14 protein-coding genes and 4 pseudogenes are annotated in these 22,751 nt (G+C 69.7%); 9 read left to right on the top strand and 9 right to left on the bottom strand.

Features of this window, described 5'->3' with window-relative positions:
• The first annotated feature begins 54 nt into the window (after nt 1-54).
• The 5 genes from L3078_RS00090 (at nt 55) to L3078_RS00070 (ending at nt 8,019) form a co-directional block, all read left to right on the top strand.
• Entirely contained in the window at nt 55-1,224 is a 1,170-nt protein-coding gene (locus L3078_RS00090; RefSeq protein WP_239749004.1) for an exonuclease SbcCD subunit D, read from the top strand.
• 34 nt (nt 1,225-1,258) lie between these two features.
• Nucleotides 1,259-4,612, top strand: a complete 3,354-nt coding sequence (locus L3078_RS00085; protein WP_239749003.1) for an AAA family ATPase — start codon at nt 1,259-1,261, stop codon at nt 4,610-4,612.
• Nucleotides 4,609-5,424, top strand: coding sequence for a hypothetical protein (locus L3078_RS00080; RefSeq protein ID WP_239749001.1), 816 nt, complete (start codon nt 4,609-4,611; stop codon nt 5,422-5,424). Before L3078_RS00085 ends, L3078_RS00080 begins: the two co-directional genes overlap by 4 nt.
• Entirely contained in the window at nt 5,394-5,642 is a 249-nt protein-coding gene (locus tag L3078_RS00075) for a hypothetical protein (RefSeq protein WP_239748997.1), read from the top strand. The genes L3078_RS00080 and L3078_RS00075 overlap by 31 nt, the downstream gene beginning before the upstream one ends.
• Before the next feature lie 127 nt (nt 5,643-5,769).
• The gene (locus tag L3078_RS00070) at nt 5,770-8,019 is read left to right on the top strand and encodes a DEAD/DEAH box helicase (protein WP_239748993.1); all 2,250 of its coding nucleotides are present in this window, start codon (nt 5,770-5,772) and stop codon (nt 8,017-8,019) included.
• A 27-nt stretch (nt 8,020-8,046) separates the two neighbouring features.
• On the opposite strand, the pseudogene L3078_RS00065 reads toward L3078_RS00070, so the two are convergent.
• Nucleotides 8,047-8,780, bottom strand: a pseudogene (locus tag L3078_RS00065) (IS5 family transposase).
• Between the two features lie 189 nt (nt 8,781-8,969).
• On the opposite strand from L3078_RS00065, the pseudogene L3078_RS00060 reads away from it, so the two are divergent.
• Nucleotides 8,970-9,786 (top strand): annotated as a pseudogene (locus L3078_RS00060) (IS5 family transposase).
• Between the two features lie 82 nt (nt 9,787-9,868).
• Nucleotides 9,869-10,687, top strand: a pseudogene (locus L3078_RS00055) (IS5 family transposase).
• Nucleotides 10,688-10,811: 124 nt separating this feature from the next.
• Here L3078_RS00055 and L3078_RS00050 read toward each other — a convergent pair.
• Nucleotides 10,812-11,750, bottom strand: coding sequence for an RNAseH domain-containing protein (locus L3078_RS00050; RefSeq protein ID WP_275593214.1), 939 nt, complete (start codon nt 11,748-11,750; stop codon nt 10,812-10,814).
• A gap of 71 nt (nt 11,751-11,821) precedes the next feature.
• Here L3078_RS00050 and L3078_RS00045 point away from each other — a divergent pair, with 71 nt between their 5' ends.
• Both L3078_RS00045 and L3078_RS00040 read left to right on the top strand, forming a co-directional pair.
• On the top strand, nt 11,822-12,130 hold the full coding sequence (locus L3078_RS00045) for a transposase (protein WP_053756971.1): 309 nt from the start codon (nt 11,822-11,824) through the stop codon (nt 12,128-12,130).
• The gene (locus L3078_RS00040) at nt 12,127-13,047 is read left to right on the top strand and encodes an IS3 family transposase (RefSeq protein WP_239748969.1); all 921 of its coding nucleotides are present in this window, start codon (nt 12,127-12,129) and stop codon (nt 13,045-13,047) included. Before L3078_RS00045 ends, L3078_RS00040 begins: the two co-directional genes overlap by 4 nt.
• Here the strand turns inward: L3078_RS00040 and L3078_RS00035 are convergent.
• The 7 genes and pseudogenes from L3078_RS00035 to L3078_RS00005 form a co-directional block, all read right to left on the bottom strand.
• Nucleotides 13,044-14,945: a pPIWI_RE module domain-containing protein gene (locus L3078_RS00035; protein WP_239748958.1), complete on the bottom strand. Its 1,902-nt coding sequence runs from the start codon at nt 14,943-14,945 to the stop codon at nt 13,044-13,046. The genes L3078_RS00040 and L3078_RS00035 overlap by 4 nt on opposite strands.
• Nucleotides 14,946-14,996: 51 nt before the next feature.
• Complete coding sequence (locus L3078_RS00030; protein WP_239748939.1) at nt 14,997-17,018, bottom strand: hypothetical protein; 2,022 nt, start codon at nt 17,016-17,018, stop codon at nt 14,997-14,999.
• Complete coding sequence (locus L3078_RS00025) at nt 16,912-18,285, bottom strand: hypothetical protein (RefSeq protein ID WP_239748936.1); 1,374 nt, start codon at nt 18,283-18,285, stop codon at nt 16,912-16,914. Before L3078_RS00025 ends, L3078_RS00030 begins: the two co-directional genes overlap by 107 nt.
• The gene (locus L3078_RS00020; RefSeq protein WP_239748926.1) at nt 18,276-19,259 is read right to left on the bottom strand and encodes a restriction endonuclease-related protein; all 984 of its coding nucleotides are present in this window, start codon (nt 19,257-19,259) and stop codon (nt 18,276-18,278) included. Before L3078_RS00020 ends, L3078_RS00025 begins: the two co-directional genes overlap by 10 nt.
• A gap of 335 nt (nt 19,260-19,594) precedes the next feature.
• Nucleotides 19,595-20,845: a helix-turn-helix domain-containing protein gene (locus tag L3078_RS00015; RefSeq protein WP_275593213.1), complete on the bottom strand. Its 1,251-nt coding sequence runs from the start codon at nt 20,843-20,845 to the stop codon at nt 19,595-19,597.
• A 69-nt stretch (nt 20,846-20,914) separates the two neighbouring features.
• Nucleotides 20,915-21,104, bottom strand: a pseudogene (locus L3078_RS00010) (NUDIX domain-containing protein); the annotation flags it as partial.
• Nucleotides 21,105-21,443: 339 nt separating this feature from the next.
• Nucleotides 21,444-22,751, bottom strand: a 1,308-nt coding sequence (locus tag L3078_RS00005; RefSeq protein ID WP_239748914.1) for a hypothetical protein, incomplete at its 5' end; no start/stop codon positions are given.

Raw genomic sequence — 22,751 nt, 5'->3', positions numbered from 1 at the left:
CGCACCCACGCCCCCCGCTGCTCTGCCTCAGCCACCCGAAAAGGACCCCGCCCCGTGAAGTTCCTTCACACCTCCGACTGGCATGTCGGCAAAACCCTCAAGGGCCGCAACCGGCTCGAGGAGCAGGCACGCATCCTGCGAGAGATCACCCAGATCGCGATCGACAACGACGTCGACGCCGTCCTCATAGCCGGCGACATTTACGAAAACGCCTCGCCGACCGCAGACGCCCAGAGGCTGGTCGTGCGTACCCTGCTGCGCCTGGCCAAGCACGGCATCGAGGTCATCCTGATCGCCGGCAACCACGACCACGCTGCCACGTTCGAGGCCTACAGGCCGCTGATGGACATCGCCAGCATCCACGTCTACGGCCAGGCCAGACCGGCCGCGAAGGGCGGCGTGCACACCTTCCACGCCAGGTCCACCGGCGAGCCCGTCAACGTCGCCGTCCTGCCGTTCCTCTCCCAGCGCTACGCCGTCCGCGCCGCGGAGATCATCGCCAACACCCCGTCGCAGAACGTCGGCGCCTACGACCAGCTCGTCCGTGACGTCCTGGCCAATCTGACCGGAGCGTTCACCTCGGACGCCGTCAACATCATCATGGCCCACCTGACCTGCACCGGCGGTACCTTCGGCGGCGGCGAGCGACCCGCCCAATCCATCATGGAATACCACGTGCCGGCCGCTGTCTTCCCTGTCGAGGCCCACTACGTGGCCCTGGGCCACCTGCACCGCCGGCAGCAGATCCCCGCCGCCTGCCCGGTGCACTACAGCGGCTCCCCCTACGCCATCGACTTCGGCGAGCAGAACAACACCAACGTCGTCTGCCTCGTCGAGGCCACCCCCAACACCCCCGCCCAGATCACCGACATCCCCGTCACGGCCGGCCGCAGACTGCGCACCGTCGAGGGAACCGTCGCCCAGCTGACCGCTGACCCCGCCGGCTACGGCGAGGACTACCTCAGACTCGTCGTCACCCAGCCCGCCTACGCCGGCATGCGCGACGACCTGTACGAAGCCCTCCCCAACGCTCTTCAGATCCTGATCCACCCCGATCATGCCAGCACCGGCGCCACGGCAGGAATCAGCGTCGACCAGCCGATCAAGACGCCTGTGCAGCTGTTTGCCGACTACTGCCACAGCGTCGGCGTCAGCGACGACCGGGTCACGGCGTTGTTCAATCAGCTGCACGACGACCTGACCCGCTCGACCGCCCGCCCCTAAAGCCAGGCCCGCACCCGCCCGAAGGAACTCTCAGATGCGTCCCGTTCGTCTTGAGCTCAACGGCTTCGCCGGCTTCCGCGCTCCCACCGTGGTCGATTTCACCGACACCGACTACTTCGCCCTCGTCGGCCCCACCGGTTCAGGCAAGTCCACCATCCTCGACGCGCTGACGTTCGCCCTGTACGGCTCGGCCTACCGGTGGGGACGCAGCAACGCCATCTCCTACGCACTCGCCCCCACGAGCAACCGCTGCACGGTCTCGCTCACCTTCGACATCGGATCACAGCGCTACCAGGTCGCCCGCGAGGTCCGCCGCATGGGCCAGCAGATCCAGCAGAAGGCCGTCAGCCTGGTGCAGTTCACTGACCCCACCGCAGTCGCTGTCGAGCCAGGCGGACCGCAGCCGGAGGTACTGGCCGGGGAGATCAAGGAACTCAACACCGCCATCGAGGATCTGCTCGGCCTGTCCTTCGACGACTTCTGCCAGTGCGTCGTCCTGCCCCAGGGTGACTTCGCCCGGTTCCTGTCCGCCAACGCCAGCAACCGCCAGCAGATCCTGCTCAAACTCCTCGGCGCCTCCCAATACGAAGGCATCGGCAAACGTGCCGGCGCCCAGGCAGACCAAGCAGCCAAGGAGGTCGAAATCCTCAACGACCAGCTGAGCCGGCACGCCGACGCCACCCCCGAAGCCGAGGCCGCCGCACAGGCGCGTGTCGAGACGCTTGAACAGCTGGCCGTCACCGTCGACCAACTCGTGCCCCGTGTCACCGAGGCACGCACCCGCGCACACGAGGCCGACGCCCGAGCCGACACGCTGCGCAGCGAGACCGATCTGCTGGCCTCCATCCGCACCCCCGACGGCATCGAAGAGCTGCAACGTCAGGCCACCCGGGCACAGACGGCCGCCCAGCAGGCCCGTGAGGCCGCCGACGCGGCCGCTCAGACCCTCTCCGACGTCACCCAAGAGGCTCAGTTGGGCCCTCAGCGCACCGACCTGACCCTCACCCGCGACCGGTACACCGAGAAGGCAGCCCTGACGGGCCGCCGCGACGGCGTCATCGCCGACGCCCAGCGCGCCCAAGAGGAGTTGGCGCAGTCCAAAGACCGGCTGAAAGCATCGGCGCAGAGCGTTGACAAGGCCCGCCGCAGCGCCGAGGAGACCCGGGAGCGCCGCGCCCAGGCCCGGCAGGCGCAGGAGAAACTGCGGGGCCGCCACCAGCTGCTGGCTGCCGTTCGTATCCCCGACGGCGTCACCGACCTGACCAGCCGTGCAGCAGCCCGTTCTCACGAGGTCGAAGCCGCCGCTGAGGCGCTCACCGCGGCCCGCGACCGGCACGAACAGGCCTCCCGTGCGCTGACCGCCGCCGGCGACGGCAGCCGGCTGACGGAAGCGCACCAGGCACTCGATGAGCTCCTCGATGTCATCAGTTTGCTCACGCATGCCACCGGCGCACTGGACGACTGCGCCGAGAGGGCCAGCCGGGCTGAAGAGGCGGTGGCAGGCGCCCAAGCGCGCCTGAACGCGGCCACGTCCACGGTCGATGAAGCCCGCGTCCTCGCCGGTGCCGCACAGCTGCGCCCTCAGCTTCAGGTAGGCCACACCTGCCCGGTCTGCGAGCAGAACGTCACCACCCTCCCGCCGCCGCTGTCCGACCCCGCTGTCCAGGCAGCCGAGGCGGCACATGCCGCCGCCGCAGAAGAACACCGTGCTCTGCTGGACCAATACGAGGACGCCAAGAAGGCGGTTACCGACCAGCAGCGGGAAGTGGACAAACTCACCACACAGCGCACCCTGCTCGACAAGAGGCTGGGCACACTGCTGCCCGACCGCCCCGCCGGCACCGGCCGTGACTGCGACGCCGACCGCGCCCACCTCGACGAACTCATCGAATCCCGTGACCAGTTGACCACTGACGAGCAGCAGGCCCGCGACGCGGTACAGAAAGCCGAAACTGCCCACGGCTCCGCCACGTCGGCTGTCGCCGCGCTGCAGCGGGAACTCGACCGGGCCCGCAACACTCTGCACTCGACGCTGGGCACACTGACCGCTTTTGACCCGCCGACCCTCGACACCGACGACCTGACCTCGGCCTGGACCGACCTGGAGGCCTGGGCCCGCACCCAGACCACCACCACAGAACGCGACCTCGCAGCCGCCGACGCCGAAACGGCCGACGCCGAAAAGGCCCACTCGGACGCGACCAGCGCGCTGGAGACCGCCGACCGTGCACAGGCCGACGCCCAGGCTGCCCACACCGCAGCCGTCGAGAACGCCGCAACCGCCAGCCTCGCGAAGACGAACCTGACCGACCGCCTGAGCACACTCGAGACGCTCTTGGCCCAGGCGCCACCGGAAGCCGAACTCCCGGCCCTCTTCGAGGAATGCGCCCGTCTCGAGGCGGCCGTGGAGACAGCCACCACGCAGGCCAACCACACACGCACAACAACCAAGGCAGCAGCGGCCGAACAGGACAAGTGGCGAGAGCACACCGCGAAGGCCCGCTCCGTGCTGGCAGCCAGCCGGGATACCGTGGCGGCGCTGAGTCCACCAAGCCTCGACACCGACGACCTCGCCGCCGCCTGGTCCACCCTGACCGGCTGGGCCAGCCGCCAGATCAGCGACCGGCAGACCGCCATCGCACGCGCAGACACCGACACCCAGACCGCCCACAACGAAGCCGACCAACTCCTGGGCAGCCTGGAGACCCTCCTACGCGGCAACGACCTGGACCCGCAGGACCTCGGCGACAGCCCGGGACGCGCCGCACAGGCCCCGCGCGTGGTCGCGGTCGCAGCCGAACGCGCCCGGGGCCAGGTCAAAACGATCCAACGCAGCCGCGCCGACGCCGACGCGATACAGGACAAGATCGACGACGCCCGCACCCGACAACAGGTAGCCGCCGAACTGGCCCGGCTGATGCGGTCCAACAAGTTCCCCCAGTGGCTCGCCACCTCAGCCCTCGACACTTTGGTCGCTAGCGCCTCGCAGTCACTGCGCCAACTGTCGGGCGACCGCTTCGACCTCAGCCACCAAAAGGGCGAGTTCTACGTCATCGACCACTTCGACGCCGACTCCGCGCGCTCGGTGCGCACCCTGTCCGGTGGCGAAACATTCCAGGCCAGCCTGGCCCTCGCCCTGGCCCTCTCCGACCAACTGGCCGGCCTGGGCGGCGCCACGAAACTGGATTCCATCTTCCTCGACGAAGGGTTCGGCACCCTCGATGCTGATTCGCTCCAGACCGTCGCCGACACCCTGCAAAACCTCGCCCAGGGAGAACGAATGGTCGGAGTGATCACCCACGTCACCGCGCTCGCCGAACAGATCCCGGTCCAGTTCCACGTCCAGCGCGACACCCGCACCTCCACCGTCACCCGGCAGGGCACATGACCACCACAGCACAGGCCTCCCGCATGCGGTTCCACGTCGATGGCTGGGACCCCACCTACGGCTCCAGCGTCGAGAACGCCGAGGACGGCATCGCCGACTCCACCGCCAAGGTCACCCCCCATATCGAACTCGCCCCGGCAGACTGGAAGCCCATCTCGCCCTCCCAGGTATCCGCCCCAGGCGCCGTCCTGTTCGTCGACGGCGTCCGCCGCGTCGAAGCCCGCATCTGGATCGAACAGCCCCCCTCCACCGAACCGGCCACAGGCTCCGACAACGCAGCCCGGGACGCCCGGATGGCACTGTGCGCCTCCTACGCGGCAGGCACCGTGTGCTGCTGCCCCGACCGCGGCGCACATCTGCTGACCATCGACTACCGGCGCGGCCTGTTCACCACCGCCACCAACGCCGTCGACGTGCCCACCACTGCCGGAACCTACAAGGCCACCATCACCCCCGACGACCAAGACCAAAACCTCGCAGTGCTGCTCTCGACGGCGCTGCAACGCCAACTCACCGATCTCGAGGTTCTCGTCGCCACCCATGCCCGCACCGCCCTGACCGGCCACGGCGTCCCCGAAGGCTCCGACCTCCTCGTCGTGGACGGACCGCTGCGCGGCCGCACCCACCTGCCGCGCGCCCTGGGATTCATCAAATCCCACCGCACCGCCTATCTGCCGCCCGACCTGCACGCCACGATCGCCACCCTGGCCCCCGGCGAACGCAGCCCGGTGTTCTTGATGGGCACCTCCTGGGACCGCCACGCCTGGTACTTGCGACTGCCGTGCACCCCGGCGCCCCCTGGGCCGGAGTAGTACGGCTGGAATGCGCCGCCGACATCCCTGCGGCCGCGGCGATCGAGCTGGCCAACCTCTCACAAGCCCTCCTGCCGCGGTACGCCAGCATCGAGTACAAAGACACCCGTGCCCCGCAGAACCTGGTGCCGGTCGCCGGACTGGAGAGAGAACTACGCCGCCACCTGGGCAACCCCGTCCTACTCGGCCGCGCCCTACGCGTGGCATCGGCGAGCTGAACCGCTCAGACTCACGGCTCCACCCTCGCCCACCTGACCGAAGCAGCCGAATAACCTGCACCCGAGGGGCGGGCTACCGTCCTCAGCCCCTCACTCACCCGCCAGCCCTCACCGGAGCGGTAACCCCATGGCCCTTTCCGACATCGAGCTGCGGCCGCACCAGAAGGAGGCCGTCACCGCGGCCGCCCACATCCTGCGTGAAAACCCGCGGGCAAGTGTGGTCGCGGCCTGCGGTACCGGAAAGACGCTGATCGCTGCCCGCACCGCTGCCCGCACTGCCGCGCAGGGCAGGGTGCTCGTGCTGCTGCCGACGCTGGACCTGCTGTCGCAGACGATCCGCTCCTGGCGTGCGGCCGGGCGCAAGGGCGCCACGATTGCGGTGTGTTCGGCCCGTCAGGCCCTGGAGCATGAGCCGCTCAGCGCCGACGTCCCCATAACCACCGACCCCGCAGACCTGGCCGCCCTCACCGTCACACCCCGGCCAGGCCCGGTCACCGCCTACGCCACCTACGCCTCCCTGCCCACCGTGATCACCGCCCACCGTGATCACCGCCTTCCCCCCTGGGACCTGATCGTCGTCGACGAGGCCCACCGCACCGCCGGCCGCCTGGGCAAGGCCTGGGCCGCCGTCCACTACGACGACCAGGTCCCCGCCGCCCGCCGCCTGTACCTGACCGCCACCCCCCGTATCTGGGACGCCGACGCCGACCGGGACGGGGACACCGAGGCGGTGGCCTCCATGGACGACGAAGCCCTCTTCGGCCCGGTCGCCTACCGCCTTACCCTCTCCGACGCCATCGACCTCGGCCTGCTCGCCGACTACCAGATCCTCGTCCCCGTCGTCACCGACGAAAACCTGCGCGACTGGCTCGCCACCGGACCCGGCGCCGGCGTTGACGGACTACGCCTGGCCGGCCGCCAGGTCGCCGCCCTGCGCGCCATCCACGACCACCAACTGCGCCGCGTCCTGACCTTCCACCACCGCGTCGCCGACGCCCGAGCCTTCGCCACCACCCTGCACGACACCGCCGCCACCCTCCCGGACAACCTGCGCCCCCAAGGACTGTGGGCGGACTGGATCAGCGGAAGCCACACCCCCCAGGTCCGCCGTCGCCTGCTGCTCGAGTTCGCCTCCCACAGCGACCCGCACAGCCCGGCCGTGCTCTCCAACGCCCGCGTGCTGGGGGAGGGTATCGATGTGCCCTCCATCGACGCCGTCGTCTTCGCTGACCCAAAAAGCAGCCCCGTCGAAACCGTCCAGGCCGTCGGCCGCGCGCTGCGCCAGGACCCCGGCGCAGGCAAGAAGGCCACCCTCGTCGTCCCCGTCTACCTCACCCCTGGCGAAGATCCGGACGACCTCCTCGGCGCCGACGCCTACACCCCGCTATGGCACACCGTCCAGGCCCTGCGTGCCCACGACGACCGCCTCGAAGCACGCCTGGCCGACCCGCGCACCCACCGCCCCACAATGCCCCCGCACGACCCCGAGGCCTGGCTGCACTTCGACCGCCCCACCCAGGCCGAAGACGTCGCCCTCGCCCTCTCCCTGCGGGTCCTGGCTCCCAAGAGCGCTGAGTGGCGCCGCGGCCTGAAAGCCGCCCGCCGTTACCACCGCACCCACCACCACCTCGACGTCCCCCAGACCTACGAAGACCCCACCGGCTATCCACTGGGCCGCTGGCTGACCTGGCAACGCCACCTCCATGCCACCGGCGCCCTCGACGCGGCCCGCGCCAGCGCCCTGGAACGCCTCGGCATCATCTGGGACCCCCGTCAGCAGGCCTTCGACCGCGGACTCGCTCACGCCGCCGTCTACGTCACCCGCCACGGCCACCTCGCCGTCCCCGTCGACGAGACCCAGGACGGCTTCCCCCTCGGCCGATGGCTGGCAACCCAGCGCACCCGCGCCGAGACCCTCACTGCCGAACGCGTCGCCGCCCTCACCGCCCTGGACCGGTGGTGGAACCCGCCCTGGCCGATTACCTGGCAACGCGCCTATCACTCTGCTGCCCGCCAGCAGACGCAGAAGGACACATCACAAGCCAGGGAGTGGCTCGAGGCCCAGCGCGCGCGAGTCAGCGACCTTCACCCCGAGCAGCGCCGCCTCCTCAGGGATCTGGGGCTCGACCTGCCAGATGCGCCCGTCTCTTGCGAAGAGGACAGCCCGCTGTCAGCACGTGAGCGCGCTTTCCAGCGCGGGTTGACCGCCGCGCGTGCTTTCCGAGAGAGGGAGGGCCATCTCAACGTCCCCCAGAGGCACATCGAAGAGATCGAAGGCGGCTATGTGCGTCTGGGGCAGTGGCTGAGTAACCTTCGGCGCCGCCGCACCAGCCTCAGTCCGCAGCGCCTTGCCGCCCTGGCCGAGCTCGGCCTGTAAGAGGTCCTAACAAAGCCGTTGGACGTGTCAGTGGGTGATGAGGCAGGTAGCGAGGCCGAGGAAGGCCTCGTGAATGTCGTCGCGTCGTTCCCAGCGGATGCGCAGGCGGCGGAAGCCGTGCAGCCAGGAGATGGTGCGCTCGACGACCCAGCGGAAGATGCCCAGGCCGGAGCCGTGCGGCTGGCCGCGTTCTGCGATCACGGGCCGGATGCCGCGTTGCCGCAGCAGCCGCCGGTACTTGTCGTGGTCGTAGCCGCGGTCCGCGAAGAGCATGTCCGGCTGTCGCCGTGACCTGCCGACGACGCCGGCGACCGCGGGAACCTTGTCAAGCAGGGGCAGGAGCTGGGTGACGTTGTTGCGGTTGCCGCCGGTCAGCGACACCGCGAGCGGGATGCCCCGGCCGTTGGTGAGGACGTGGTGCTTGCTGCCCGGCCGTGCACGGTCGACCGGGCTGCGACCGCTTTTGGGCCCCGCCGGGCCGCCCGCACGTGGGAGGAATCGATCACCGCCCGCGACCAGTCCAGCTGCTTCGCCGACCGCAGCTTCTTCAGCAGCCCCAGGTGCAGCTTCTCCCACACACCGGCCTCGTTCCAGGCCGCCGGGCGCCGCCAGCAGGTCATGCCCGAGCCGAAGCCCAGCTCCTGCGGCAGGTACTCCCACTGGATGCCTGTCTGGAGCACGAACAGGATCCCGCACAACGCCTGCCGGTCCGGCACCCGCGGCCGGCCCGCCACCAGCTTCGTCCCCGGCTCGGGCAGCAACGGCTCGACGAGCTACCACAGTTCGTCCGACACGATCCACGGCCGCGACTGACGTTGCCCCACGACCCAACCAACGAGCAGACAAGCCGATGGTTACTTGATCAACAACTTCTGTTAGGACCTCTAACTGGATCTAACAAAAGAGGGTTGATCATGTGACTGTCCGCTTGATCGCTCGTTGATGAGGACATGGGGAAGCGTCAGTCGCGGCCGTGGATCGTGTCGGATGAACTGTGGTCGCTCATCGAGCCGTTGCTGCCGAACCACCGCCCAAGCAGGTCGAGGGACGGCCACGAGTACCCGACCGGCAGGACCTGTGCGGCATCCTGTTCGTGCTGCACACTGGCATCCAGTGGGAGTACCTGCCCCAGGAGCTGGGCTTCGGCTCGGGCATGACCTGCTGGCGCCGCCTGTCGGCCTGGAACGAGGCCGGCGTCTGGGACCAGCTGCACCAACTGCTGCTGAACAAGCTTCGGTCGAAGAACAAGCTGGACTGGTCCCGGGCGGTGATCGACTCCTCCCACGTCCGGGCCGCACGACGGGGCCCAAAAGCGGACCCAGCCCGGTCGACCGCGCACGCCCGGGCAGCAAACACCACATCATCACCGACGGCCAGGGCATCCCGCTCGCGGTGTCGCTGACCGGCGGAAACCGCAACGACGTCACCCAACTGCTGCCGCTGTTGGACAAGATCCCGGCCGTTGCGGGAGCCGTTGGTCGGCCGCGCAGACGGCCCGACATGCTCTTCGCAGACCGCGGCTACGACCACGACAAGTACCGGCGGCTGCTGCGGCAACGCGGCATCCGACCGGTGATCGCCGAACGAGGCCAGCCCCACGGCACCGGCCTGGGCACCTTCCGCTGGGTCGTCGAGCGGACGATCTCCTGGCTGCACGGCTTCCGCCGCCTGCGGATCCGCTGGGAACGACGCGACGACATCCACGAAGCGTTCCTCGGACTCGCCATCTGCCTGATCACCCACCGCCACGTCCAAAGGCTTTGTTAGGGCCAGTAAGGGGTCCTTGCAGAAAGATCGTGTTGTGGCACGGTGGAGAGGTATGTGATCCCGTCTTTTGTGGGGTGTGACCATGGCGCGGCGGAAGCCGTGGGAGGTCAGTGACGAGTTGTGGGCGGTGATCGAGCCGCTGTTGCCGAAGCATGAGCGGCGCTTCCGGTATCCGGGGCGCAAGCGGATCGATGACCGCAGGACGCTGCAGGGTGTGCTCTTCGTCCTCTACACAGGTGTCCAGTGGGAGTTTCTGCCGCAGGAGCTGGGGTTCGGATCGGGTCCCACCTGCTGGCGTCGGCTGGCCGAGTGGCAGGAGGCGGGGGTGTGGGAGGAGCTCCAGCGGGTGCTTCTGGACCGGTTACGGGCGGCGGACCGTCTGGACTTCTCCCGCGCCACTGTCGATGCCTCGCATGTGCAGGCCAAGCGGGGGCGAAGCAGCCCAAAAGTCGGTCCGAGCCCGGTTGACCGCGCACGGCCGGGCTCGAAGCATCACGTGCTGACCGATGCCCGCGGCACTCCGCTGCGGGTGTCGCTGACCGGTGGTCACCGTCACGATGTCACCCAGCTTCTGCCGCTGGTCGACAGCCTTGGGCCGGTACGGGGCAAGCGGGGCCGGCCCCGGCGCAGCCCCCGCACGCTGTATGCCGACCGCGGCTATGACTACGACATCTACCGCCGCCGTCTGCGCGAGCGCGGCATCACACCGAAGATCGCCCGGCGCGGCTAGCCACACGGCTCGGGCCTTGGCAAAGTCCGGTGGGTCGCCGAGTCCGCCATCGCCTGGCTCCACGGACCCCGCCGCCTACGGACCCGCTGGGAAACCAGAGACGACATGCACGACGCCTTCCTTCAGCTCGCCCACTGCATGACCCTCGCCCGCAAGCACCCGGCTTTCTGAAAGCACTCCTAAGCCGGACTGGGGCGTACGGGCGTAGTGGCCCATGTTGCTTCCTCACTGCCCGGTAGGCGCCCGGGCCAGCGGTAGCACAAGCCGCTGGCCCGGGCGCCGTGCTGCGGATGCTTCAGAGTTGCTTGTCGGCGGGATTGCTGTTGCCAGCCACGACGCTGTCGCCGACGGCCTCGGTGTCCTGGTCGTCGGCCAACGCGCTGCGCCGGTACTGGGGGTGGTCGAGGTCCATTTGTTGTGCGGCGTGGAGGGGGACGGGGTAGCGGGTGCGGTTGGCCCAGGCGAGGGGCTGGTGGCAGAGGCGGGCTGCGGCCAGCGCGAGGGACTGGGGTTCAACCGGGGCAGTGTTCTGGTTCATGCTGCTGGCGGGGGTGGTGATGATGGGGTAGATCTCGGTGGCGGTCATGCTGTACCAGTTGGGGCGGACTTCGTTCTTGCGCCGGTTCTCGGCGTCGCTGGAGCCGTGGCTGGCGCTCCAGCGGGTGATGGCTTCGCCGAGGCGGCCGGCTCCGGCGCCGTCGAACTGGGGCGGGACGGTGGCCAGCAGCCAGGTGGGGGAGCCGAAGTCGGGCGTGACCTGGTATAGCAGGTTGGTGACCTTGTTGGTGCGGGCCACGGTGCCGTCGACACTGCGGTGGCTCACCCTGATCGGACGCGGCAGCTCGTCCATGTCCTTGTTGATGCGCACCACGGCCAGCGGGCGTTCACGGGCGGGAAGGGTACTGGCGGGCAGCCAGGTGCTGTTGCGTGTGGGCGGCTGGCCCTGTCGGCGGTTGTGCAGGCCCAGCCACAGGCGGCGGGTGGCCACGCCGTCGACGGTGACGGTGTAGGGGATGCCGCCGAGGTAGTCGCAGAGGTCGGCCAGAGCCTGGTCGATGTGCTGGGCCACCGTCTTGAGGCCGCGGTTGTCGTCGTCGAAGTCGGTCATCTTGCCGACGGGGTAGGCGTTCGCGTGGAAGGCGGCCTGCGCCTGGTGGTAGAGCTCCCAGCGGCGGTGGGTGTAGCTCCAGCCGTGCAGGGTCCAGGCTCCGCCGGGAGTGGTGGGGGGCTTCAGGATGAGGTTCCCCCGAGATGCGGGGAAAGGTGACAGCAGGTCAGATGGGTCTCATGAGAGGAGCCCAGACGATGCCTGCCCCGAGGAAGTACCCGCTGGAGTTGCGTGAGCGTGCGGTGCGGATGTATCGGACCGCCGAGCCGAAGCCGGTGATCCGCCGCATGGCTGAGGAGCTCGGCGTGCATCACGAAGCCCTGCGGAACTGGATCCGGCAGGCCGAGGCCGACGCCGGCGAGCGGGATGACCTGCTCACCACCGAAGAGAAGAACGAGCTCGTCCAGCTGCGGCGCGAGGTGCGGGACCTGCGCCGGGCGAACGAGGTCCTGCGGACGGCCTCGGCTTTTTTCGCCGCGCAGCTCGACCCGACCCGGCCCAGGTGACCGCACTCCTAGACGAGCACCCGCACCTGGGGGTCGAGCCCGTACTGCGGGAACTGCACATCCCCTCCTCCACCTACTACCGCTGGCGCCAGGCTGAGAAGGACCCCTGCGAACGGATCCGCCAGGACACCGAGCTGACCGGGCAGATCCGACGGATCCACCAGGACTCCGGCGGGATCTACGGATCGCCCAGGATCCATGCCGTCCTGAAGCGCGAGGGCGTCCACGTCGGCCGCAAGCGGGTCGAGCGGCTCATGCGCCAGGCCGGCCTGGCCGGGATCAGCCCCCGCAGGAGCAAGGGCTTCACCCGCCGCGACCCAGACGCCGACCTCGCCCCTGACCTGGTGCAACGCGACTTCACCGCACTCGCGCCGAACCGGTTGTGGGTCACCGACCTGACCATGATTCCCACCCTGGAGGGGCCACTGTGGCTGTCGGCGATCCGCGACGCCTTCTCCCGCAGAGTCGTGGCCTGGGAGACCTCCGCCCGCGCGGACGCCGACCTGGTCCTCACCTCGCTCGAGTACGCACTGGCCAGCCGCGAGGTCGCCCCTGGCGAACTCGTCCACCATGCCGATCACGGCACGCAATACACGTCTATCAAGCTCACAACCCGCCTGGTCAGAGCAGGTGTTCAAGCGTCCATGGGCTCGGTCGGCGACTCCTTCGACAATGCCCTGGCGGAGAACCTGTGGATGCTGATCAAGACCGAGTGCATCCGCGGACGGACCTTCGACACCAGAGCCGAGGCGAACCTCGCGCTCTTCGAGTACATCGACGGCTTCTATAACCCCCGCCGCATCCAGAAGCGCCTCGGCTACCTCAGCCCCATCGAGTTCGAGGAGAAGCACTACGCCGACCAGGCAGCGGCCGAACAAGTGAACCTGAAACCACGTCAACCCGCCCTGACCTGCTAGTCAGCCACTCCCGCGCAGCGGGGGAACCTCAGGACGCTGGCAGTCACGCAGATCTTGGCGGTGCGGTCCTTGCCCTGGCGGCTTTGGCGGCGCACGTGGATTCCGCAGTGCGCGACCTGGTCGGCCGCGTGGGGGCCGATGGCATCGACCATGACCTGGTCGATGCGGCGGTCGATGATGCCCAGGCTGCGGCACAGATCCAGCAGCGACAGGATCACCTGGTGGTCGGTCTGTTTCCCGTTCGGCTTCTTGCGCTTGGCTTCCTTGCGGTCGGCGGTGAACTGGGAGACGAACCCGAGTCGCGCCAGGGTGCGCCGTGCCTGGTGCTTGGCGTCCTCGTCCGGGCCGGGCCCGGACGCCGTGCCCGCACGGTCGGCCGGCGGCATGGCGTCCTCTTCCTCGGCTGCGGCGTCGAATTCGGTCTCCGCCCAGACACCGACGAGGGTGGCCGGCTCCTTCTTGAGCGAGGGGATGTGTGCGACGGCGGTTTCCTGTCCGGCCGTGGGGCCGTGGACGAGGAAGTCGGGGACGCAGTGGAAGACGGCGCTGACGCGGCCTGCGTCCAGGGGCACGGGAATGCCCTCGGCGGGATCGATGGTCTGCGGGTCGAGGCCGAAGACGCTGGCGAGGCCATGGATCATGCGCTGGCGCATCTCGTCCCGGTACCACAGGCACACCAGCCTCAGGTGCTGGTAATTCATGGCGTCTAGAGAGCGGATGATGTCGCCCGGCTGCACGGACAGTTCGGCCTGGGGCAGCTGCTTGAAGCCGCGGGCGCGGGAGTCCTGGACGACGGTCAGGGGGGTAGGGGCGAGGATCTGTCCGATGTGGCGGTCGAGTTCGCGCAGGTGGTGCATGCCGACACCGCGGCCGACGGGGAAGGAGAAGGTCTTGCCCTGGACGGGGCGGATGGGGCCGAGTCCCACTGTTCCGGCCTCGGCTTCATCCTGGGATTCGTTGTCGCCCCGGGCATCGGCGTTCTGCTCGGCCTCGACACGCTGCTGGATGTTGTGCAGGACGGAGTGGTCCATGCCGAGGCGGGCCAGGGTCTGCAGGGACATGCGGTGGATGCGGCGGACGCGGCCGCGTCCAGCCATTTCGACCTCGACGATCGGCAGGGCGGTCTCAGCCTGTTCGGCCAGCACGGTGCGCGCGTAGGCCATTGTGCGGCTGATGCGGGTGGCCTGGGAGGAGACCACGAGGATCGGGTCGGCGACATTGGGCAGGGTCTTCAGAGCCAGCCGCACCCGGGCCAGCGCGTGCGCGGTTCCGGCCTTGTTGGACCAGGGCTGCTGCCAGGCGATCAGGCCGCCGCTGCTGTCCGGTCTCAGGGCGATGTCCTGGCCGTCCACCCTCCAGGTGCGCTGGGCGAGGCGGTGGGCCAGGTCCCAGGCGACGGTGCTGTAGACCCAGTTGGCCGCGTCCGGCTGCCGGCCGGCGGTGGAGGAGTCCGGCGTCTGCGGGCCGTCCGGGGTGATGAGGTAGTCGGCCAGCAGCCGTTCCTGCGGCATGGTTTCGGCGACGCGTTCGGCCAGCGGGGTGGGCCGGTTGAGGTCGATGTCGTCGGGGTGGTGGCCCAGGACGAGACTGTGCAGGAGGGTGAACGCGTCGCGCAGGGTGTCGTCGTCGAGCGGGCGGCGGGTGGCCAGCAGCCCCTGTTTGGGGTCGAAGAAGACGTAGCCGCCGGTTAAGCAGCGCAGGGCGCCGGTGAGCACGGAGTGCGGGGCCTGTGCCTCCTCCCGTTTGACGATGTCCTTGTACTGGCGGTCCAGCAGGGTCCACAGGGAGGTGACGCTGGTGGGGAACTGGCGCAGGTGGACGGTGGCCCCGTCCAGCAGCGTGGGGGTGCAGCGGTAGGCGAGCACGTCCAGGCAGGCGCGGGTGGTGGGTGCAGGCATGAGCGGAGAAGGCCTTCCTTTCTGAAGTGAATGCGGCTGGGCGGGGCGGGGTCAGGTGTCGTCCGGTTCGATGCCGGCGTAGGCGAGGAACGCGGCGAGGGCTTCGCGGTAGATGGCGTTCATCTGCCGGCGCACATCAGCCGGCCAGCGCTGGTGCATGCGGCGCAGGATGCCGGCGAGGTCGGACTGCCAGGAGTCCTCGTGGAAGGCGTAGTCGACGAGGTGGAGCGTCATGTCGGTGCCGCCGCGGCGGGCGCGCCCGGCGAGCTGGATCATGTCGACGACCATGCCGGCGACGATCTCTTCCTGCAGGACGTGGGCGGTGCTGATGAACCCGGGCGCGGACCGCATGATCATGCCCATGCGGGCCCAGGCAGCGGCCCTGGCCTCCCTGAGATCCCCTACCGGCTCGGCGGTGGGCATGGAGGGCAGGGAGCCGATCCCGGCGGCGTTGACACTGGCGTACATCTCCGCCGGATCGGTCAGCAGGGCCAGCGGCCGGGTGCACAGATAGACCGGCGTGATGGCCGACTTGGTGCCGATGACGATGTTCAGGCCGCGGGCGATCCGCGCCATCGGCACGACAAGGATCTTCCCCCGGCGGGGGAAGTCCTCGAATTCGTCCGGGGTCAGCTCTGTGATGCCGGGTGGCAGAGGCGGCAGCTTGGCCCGCCAGTGCCGGTCGGCCGGCACGGCGACACACAGGCCGCCGGTGTACTGGCCCGCGGAGTGGATGCCGAGCGCGAGATGGCGGCAGTGCTCGTAGGAGTTGACGACCACCGCCGCGTGCGCGCGGTCGGGGTCGGTGCGCGCGATGCGGGCGAGCTCGTCGTGGATCACCGTGTCGTAGAGACGGTCACCGAGTTTGATCAGCGCTTCGCGTTTGTGCTGCTGGGGGATGCCGGAGATCTGGATGGCCCGCTGGGTGACCGAGTCGGTGATCATGCGGCGCTTGGCGCGGATGCTGTCGGGCGCGGCATCGGTCATCCACCACTTCACGTCCGCGTGGACGTGCTCCCGCACGGCCTGAGGGAAGTAGGCGGTGGCCGACAGGCCCAGCACCGGCCGTTCCACACCGGCCAGGGCGAGGGAGACGATGCTGCCCAGCTGAGCGGTGTAGGTGTGGGGGTCGCCGCTGATGCTCTGCGCGGTCAGCTCAGCGTTCTTGTGGGGATTGTCCAGGCCGGTGACCCGGTAGCCGGTGATCGCCTTGCCGAGCATGCCGTAGGGCAGGATGTGGGCGGCCACCCCGGTCTCCAGACGCTGGGCGAGTATGCGGGCCGAGCGCATCCCCAGCGAGCGCAGCTGACCGGTCTTGTTGCGCAGCAGGCCAAGGGTGTCATCGAGCTCGGCCAGCCACATCCGCACGATCAGCAGCTCGACGGCCTCGCCGCGGTCGTGCGGATCCTTGACGACGTCAAGCAGCACTTCATTCAGTTCCAGCTGGACGGAGGCCAGCAGGTCCTCCCCGCGGGGCGCCAGCAGGTCGCCCAGCAGCCGCCGCACCGCTTCCAGATGTGGCGGCAGGCTGGCATCCCCGGCCGCCTCGTCGGTGTCGTCGGATGTGGGCGGAGCCGGGCGCAGGGCTTTGAGCTGGTCGAAGAGGTGGTCGGGGATCTCCTGCTCGCTGGTGATGCCCTCGTCGGGAAAGAGCAACGTGATCAGACGCCGGTCCCGGCTGCCGGCCAGGTGCCAGCCGGTGCTGTTGACGCCGGGCCGCTCACGGGAGGGCCCGTGGCCTTCGTAGTGGCGCAGGTGCAGCAGGTCTTCGCAGACGCTGGCCAGCAGGAATTCCGACAGATAGCGGGCGTGGCTGATGGTCGGGCACAAGGCCTTGACCGCGTCGGGCGGAAGTTTCGCCTTGTCCTCGTCCAACTCCCGCAAGGGCACGGTCGGCTGGCGCCGCGAATCCAGGACGAGCTCGCTGGAGCACAAGTCCAGGGCGGTCGACTGGAACTGGTCGACCTCATCGATCATGACGGTGTGCGAACGGCGCAGCACGAACTCTGCCACCGACACATCGGCGACGGCCCGCCCGTCCAGCCGGATGCCCAGCGGAAAGCGACCGGTCATGAAGTTGTGGTGATTGGTCACCACCACCGAGGCGGTGCACGCCTGCCGGTGCTGGGCATACTTGCCGCAGGTGGCCGTCCACGGGCACGCGGCCCGGTCGGTCATGCGGCGGCGGTGGGGACAGCCCGCGGCACGGCTCCTGGCCGGGCGGGTACGGATGGCTGGACTGGGTGTGATGGCTGAGCGCGCAGCCGTAGGAAAGCTGGTCCAGCTTCCACAGGGTCTTGTCCGACTGCTCCAGCAGACTGCCCTCGATGCGGGCGGCGGCCTTCATCGCCCGCTCGTGCAACCGCGAGGGTGACATCAGCGGCGTGCAGGTCTCCGTACGGCCCAGCTGCTCAAGATCCTGGCTGATGTCCCAGGCCGCGGACAGCGTGGCCTCGACCGTCGGCAGCACGAGGGTGACCGTCAGGCCGTTGACTGCATACCAGGAGGCGGCCACGCGCACCAGGACACTCTTGCCGGTCCCGGTGGGCGCGTTGAGGATGCCCATCGGCCCCGCCCCCAGCCGGATCAGCTCCTGCGCAGGTACCGCATCCGTGGTCTGCAACTGCGCAAAAAGGTTCTCCAGGACCGCGTGCACGTACCGGTCCGCGGCCGGGTAGCGCCCGTCGATCAGACGGGCCAGCTCGAGCAGCTCCCCGGCCGGCAGGGCAATCTCCTCCTGGTAGGGCACCGTGCGCACCTCGGGCAGCTCCGCCCGGGCCGCCGCCTCCTCTTCGCCGCCGTCGGCGAAGACAGGGATGACGGTGCGCCCCTGGATGAGCCCGGAGCCGGCCGCGTACTGCGTGCGCGGCAGCCAGATGCCCGGCCCGGCCGGCTCGTCCGGGCGGCTGCGGGGGTGATCGCGGCGCAGCCGCTGACGAATCCGGTCGACATACTCCAGTAAACCCCCGCCCACCAGCGGAACAGCCGCCTCGGCCCGCCCCACGGCGGGATCCGCGGACCTGAAGGGCAACGCGGCCGGCTCGCCGTGCGCGAAGTCCAGCAACTCCCGCGCGCGGGCGGCGAACACGGTGGCAGAGGCCAGTTCCTGCGGAGCGAGCGCCACCACCGCGCCGATGCGCTGCTTCTCGTCGTGCGGCAGGTCCCGCCACCGCGCCCACTTGTCGAGCTGGCCGCTGAGCAGGAACGCCGCGTCCCGGAACGAAGCGATGGCCCTGCCGCCTGCCTCCTCTTGGCGCGGGAAGTAGTGGGCTGCCAGGGCTAGCGCGGCCCCGACCGCCCCGGCCGTCTTGGACAGGCGCCTGGCCTTGGTCACTGCCATGCCGCCCCCGCCTTCTTGCAGATCAGTTCACCGATGCCGCTCGCCGTCGCGGTCTTCAGCCCGAACTCGCCCGCCACGGTCCCCACCAGGTCCAGGCTGGATTCGCGGTAGTCGGGCACCACCAGCCACTCGGCGCCGCCCCGGTCCCCGCCGTCCGCCTGGATCTTCTTCGCCAGCAACAGGGCGGAGGTGTAGTCCTTGACGTCGATGCGGAACTCCGTCCGCCCCGCACCCTGCCCGGCGGCGACCTGCAGGTCGTAGGCATCCAGCTCCGGCCACAACGCCACCGACAGGCCCCGTTCGCTGAGTGCGTCGAAGAGGGCGACCTCGACGAGGCCGGGCACGGTCGTCCAGCGCCACACCCCCCGAGCCAGCGCCTTGTGCCCCTCCACGGGCACCGGCTCGGGTACCTGCCCGGTCAGATCCGGGAACAGCACCGCCTGCGCACCCGACAGCGCAGCCGGCCGGGACAGCGGATGCAGCAGGGGAGCCCGCCCGGCATCCGGGAGCCTGAAGGAGTACGCGGCTCCCCAGGCCGCATGCGGGCGATGGAAGCAGCGCACACTGCCCGTCCTGGTCCCGGCCCGGGTGCCGTGCACAGTGACCTTCATCGGCCAGTGGCAGACCGGGCAGGCGAACCACCACCGGTCCCACGTCGCATCGAAGGAGACGGGCCGATAGAACTCCGCGACGCTGCTGGGCAGATTCAGCCGCCGCAGCTGCGCATCGGAGCCCGCTGGCATGCGGATCAGGCTGGAGCGCCCGTGCACGTAGGCGTCCTGGTCCATGCGCTTGCGCAGCGCGGTGAAGACCCGGTCCTGGTCCATCTCGGCCTCCAGGTTCCGGGTGCTGGCCGGCCGCCCGCCGTGCGTGGTCTTCGCCAGCGCGCGCAGGACCACCCGCTGCTCGATCTCCAGGTCGAAGAAGTCCTCGTCGAAGTCGCTGTCCGGGTCGATCAGGCGGACTCCGTCCATCTCCTCCGTGCGGCACGGAAGCAGGCAGCAGCCGGGCCAGGTCTCCCTGCAGCAGTCTGCGGAACCGGCTGAAGAGCAAGGGTGCTGCCGGGCCCCGGGCCGCCTGGACGCGCCCGTAGGCGTCCAGCAGCGTGCCCAGCCGTCCCTCGGCAGGCTGTTCGGTGTCGGTGAGCGCCTTGGCGGCCATCGCGGCCGCCGCCATCACCATGTGACGCACGGCCGCATCGGAAAGCCCGGCCTCCGCCGGAGAGTTCGCTAAATCCACGGCACGCACCATAAAGGGCGGCACTGACAATCGGCCGCCCCCGCACATGAATTCGCACAATGGTTCGAATTCAGTTTTCCGAAACACGCTCCACGGCCGTATCGGCGGCAATCCCCGGGTACAACTCCCGGTAATCCGCCGCATGGTGACGGATGTGATCCCAGCCGGCTGCGGTGACCACCCACCGATACACCCGCTCCTGGTGCCCGTCGCCTTCGTCGGGCAGGCAGTCGATGAATCCGCGGCTCAGTGCGCCGCCGGGACGGTAGCCGGTACCGAGATAGAACTTGGCCCGCCCCCACAGGGCGTCCTCCGCCAGCCCTGCCTCGCCTGCCTCGGCCACTTTGACCAGAACAGTCCACAGCCACTGCGACAGCAGATCCCCCGGGGCGTGGCCGGCGGGGCGTTCTTTCAGGCCTGCCCGCACGCAGGCTCGCCCCGCACGGGTCATCTCGACCACGACGCGTGGCACGAACCCGAGCGGAAACACCTCCACCTCGTCCTCGCTCACCCGCAGCAGATCTCGCCGCGCCAGCGCGTGCAGCGTCGCGCCGGCGCCGGCATCGTGCCAGCCCTCCGCCCGCAGCCGCTCCTGGATGCGGGTGTAGCCGGTGAACGCCGGATCGGCCCTCACCGTGAAGGGGATCCGACGCCACTGCGCCGCCCGTCCCGGGGCATGCCCTGCTGCCCGGCTCCCCGCGGCTCGCTTCTCAGCCTGCTGATCCTCCCGGAAGCACGCGACCAGATAGGCGCGCTGACGTCGCGTGAGCTCTTCCCATGTGCGGGAGCCGGCACGCCGCTGTCCCTGCTCACGGTCTGCCGTCCGCGGTGCCCGCAGCAGGTACCCCTGCTCCGGAAACGACCTGAACCAACTGCGGCGTACCGTCCGCACCGGCACACGGTAGATCTTCGCCAGAGCCGGGATGATCTCCTGCAGCGCCTCCTGCGACAACCAGGCCGTCACCGCACGGCCGTTCTCCATCGCCTGCAGCTTCCACTCCGTCACCCTGCCCAGTTCGTCGGGCAGCGCCGCGTCCAGCAGGGCAACCACATCCACCCGGTCCAGTCCCGCAAACCGCCGCAGGTCGGCCAGCGACTCCTCACCTGCAGGAACCCCCGCCAGCTCGTGCGCAGAGGTCCTCAGCGCCTGGGCCATCAGGCGCAGCCGACGCGGTGAAGGGGCGTGAGCACCCTGTTCGTACGAAGCGATCTGCCGGGCCGACACCCCGATCACCGCGCCCAGCTGAGCTTGCGTCATGCCAGCCTTCCTTCTCAACAGTACGAGCGAACCCGCAGCGAACGGTTCGATCCGTCGAGGCATGGCGCCATTATAGACTTCCTGAAGTCTATAATGGGAGTCGCGCAGGCGCAGCAACCGCCCGTCCGAGTGGCCAGGTTCGCTCTTGCCGACAGGAAGGTCCCACATGCCCTGGGCGAACTTGGCGTTCTGGCTGCGCTGAAGGATCACGACGCGACCCGTGGCTTTGTCGTGGACGATGACGGCGGCGACCAGCAGGGTCATGGATGCGAGGGCGGGGGGGCAGGGCTTAGGGCTGGTCGTCTGTAGTCCGCTGAGCCACGGCTTGTGTCCCTTCATCGGTCGGATGGTGGGGCCGACTCAGACCATGCACCACTGCAGCACACCAGCACACCAGCACACCAGCACACCAGCACACCAGGACAGCATGCACAGCACCCCATCTGCGAGCTGAAGGCCACGCGCGACGGCTATCCCGACGCGCAGGCTGCGGGGTTCACCTTCCGGCGGCGGGCGGCGCACTCTTTGCGTGCTGGCTGCCGTCCCAGTTCCGCCGCGGTCCTGGCCGGCTTTCGGCTAAGCCCTGGCTGCCGGGCTCTGCGAGGCGGGCACTGACGTCTTCGCCGCCATGGGCTCGCCGTTTCCGATGTCGCGAGAACGGTCACCACGGGGCGGCGGGAGTCCCCTCGGCTGTCAGCCCGTTCGCCAGCAGCGCCAGCCACTGCCGGTCGGGGTCGTCGTCCTTGCGCTGCACGGCGAGTTCTTCCAGCGCCTGCCGGTCCCCGGCGTCGGCGGCCGTGCGTGCGAGCTGCTCGGCCTGCGCGAACTCGCCCGCTGCCTCGAGGCGTTCAGCGAGCAGCCCCGGCGCCCATGCCAGGGCCTCGTCACAGGCGTGTCGCAGCAAAGCCGTGGCGTGCTCCCCGGTCCGTTCCCGCGCCAGACGACGCAAGGCCCAGGACCGCTGGCCGGCCGGTGCCCTCCAGGCGAGCTGCTCGGCCTCCTCCCACTGCCCGCCCTCCTCGCGGCTGCGCACCAGCTCCCACAGCGGCGTGGTGTAGCCGCGGGCGGCGGCGTGCAGCGCCCACTGGTCGGCTTCACCGGCCCGACCAGCCTGTTCGGCCCGCTCCATCAGCATCTTCACCGCCTGGCCCACACGTGCCTGCGCCGCACGCTCCAGCAGCGTGCGGCGGACGTCGTCCGTCACCTGCTCGTCGTGCACCGCGCGGTAGGCCTGCACCCACAGCGCCCATGGGGTGCCCTGCCCCACCTCCCGGTCCAGCAGGGCCTGTGCCTCCTGCTCCTGATTGCGCTCACGCAGCCGCCGCAGCAGCCGCTCCAGCGCCCAGGCATTCCCGGCCCGGGTAACCTCCCCGAGCGCGTCGTCGCCCGCCGCCGCGCCCTGCGTGGCGTCCAGCAGAGCCACCAGCTGGCGCAGCGCCCAGGTCTCCCCGGGCGGCATGGGCAGCACCGCCGGGTTGACGTAATCGAGCAGGGAGCGAGGGCCTGCTTCGAAGTTGATGAAATCCATGCCCTCCTCCCGCTGGCGGCGTCGGCGTTCGAAGACCTCGATTGCATCCCCGTACAGCCTCGCCGCGTCAGCGGCACGCCCTTCGGCCTCGGCCTGTTCGGCGAGGGTCTTCAGCGGGGTGGCTTCGCCCGCAGCGAAGGCCTCCCGGGCCGCCTGCTCCACCTCGACCGTTCCCTCCGCCAGTGCGGCCAGTTCGCCCATCGCGCGGCGGTCACCCGCCGCCCGCAATGCTGCCCGGGCACCATCCAGGTCCCCGCGCTCACGCAGGTCGTCGGCGTAGGCGCGCAGGATGTCCGGATCGCTGCACTGGGCGACCTCGGCATACCAGCGCTCCGCATCCTCGGCCTTTCCGTCCAGTACCAGCGCGCGGGCCAGGTGGAGCTGGGCCGTGGGATGGCCACGCCCGGCGGCCTCCCGCACCAGCTGTTCGGCCTGCTGGTA

The sequence above is a fragment of the Streptomyces deccanensis genome, assembly GCF_022385335.1.
Classification (GTDB): Bacteria; Actinomycetota; Actinomycetes; order Streptomycetales; family Streptomycetaceae; genus Streptomyces; species Streptomyces deccanensis.
This window is presented reverse-complemented; position numbering and strand designations above follow the sequence as displayed.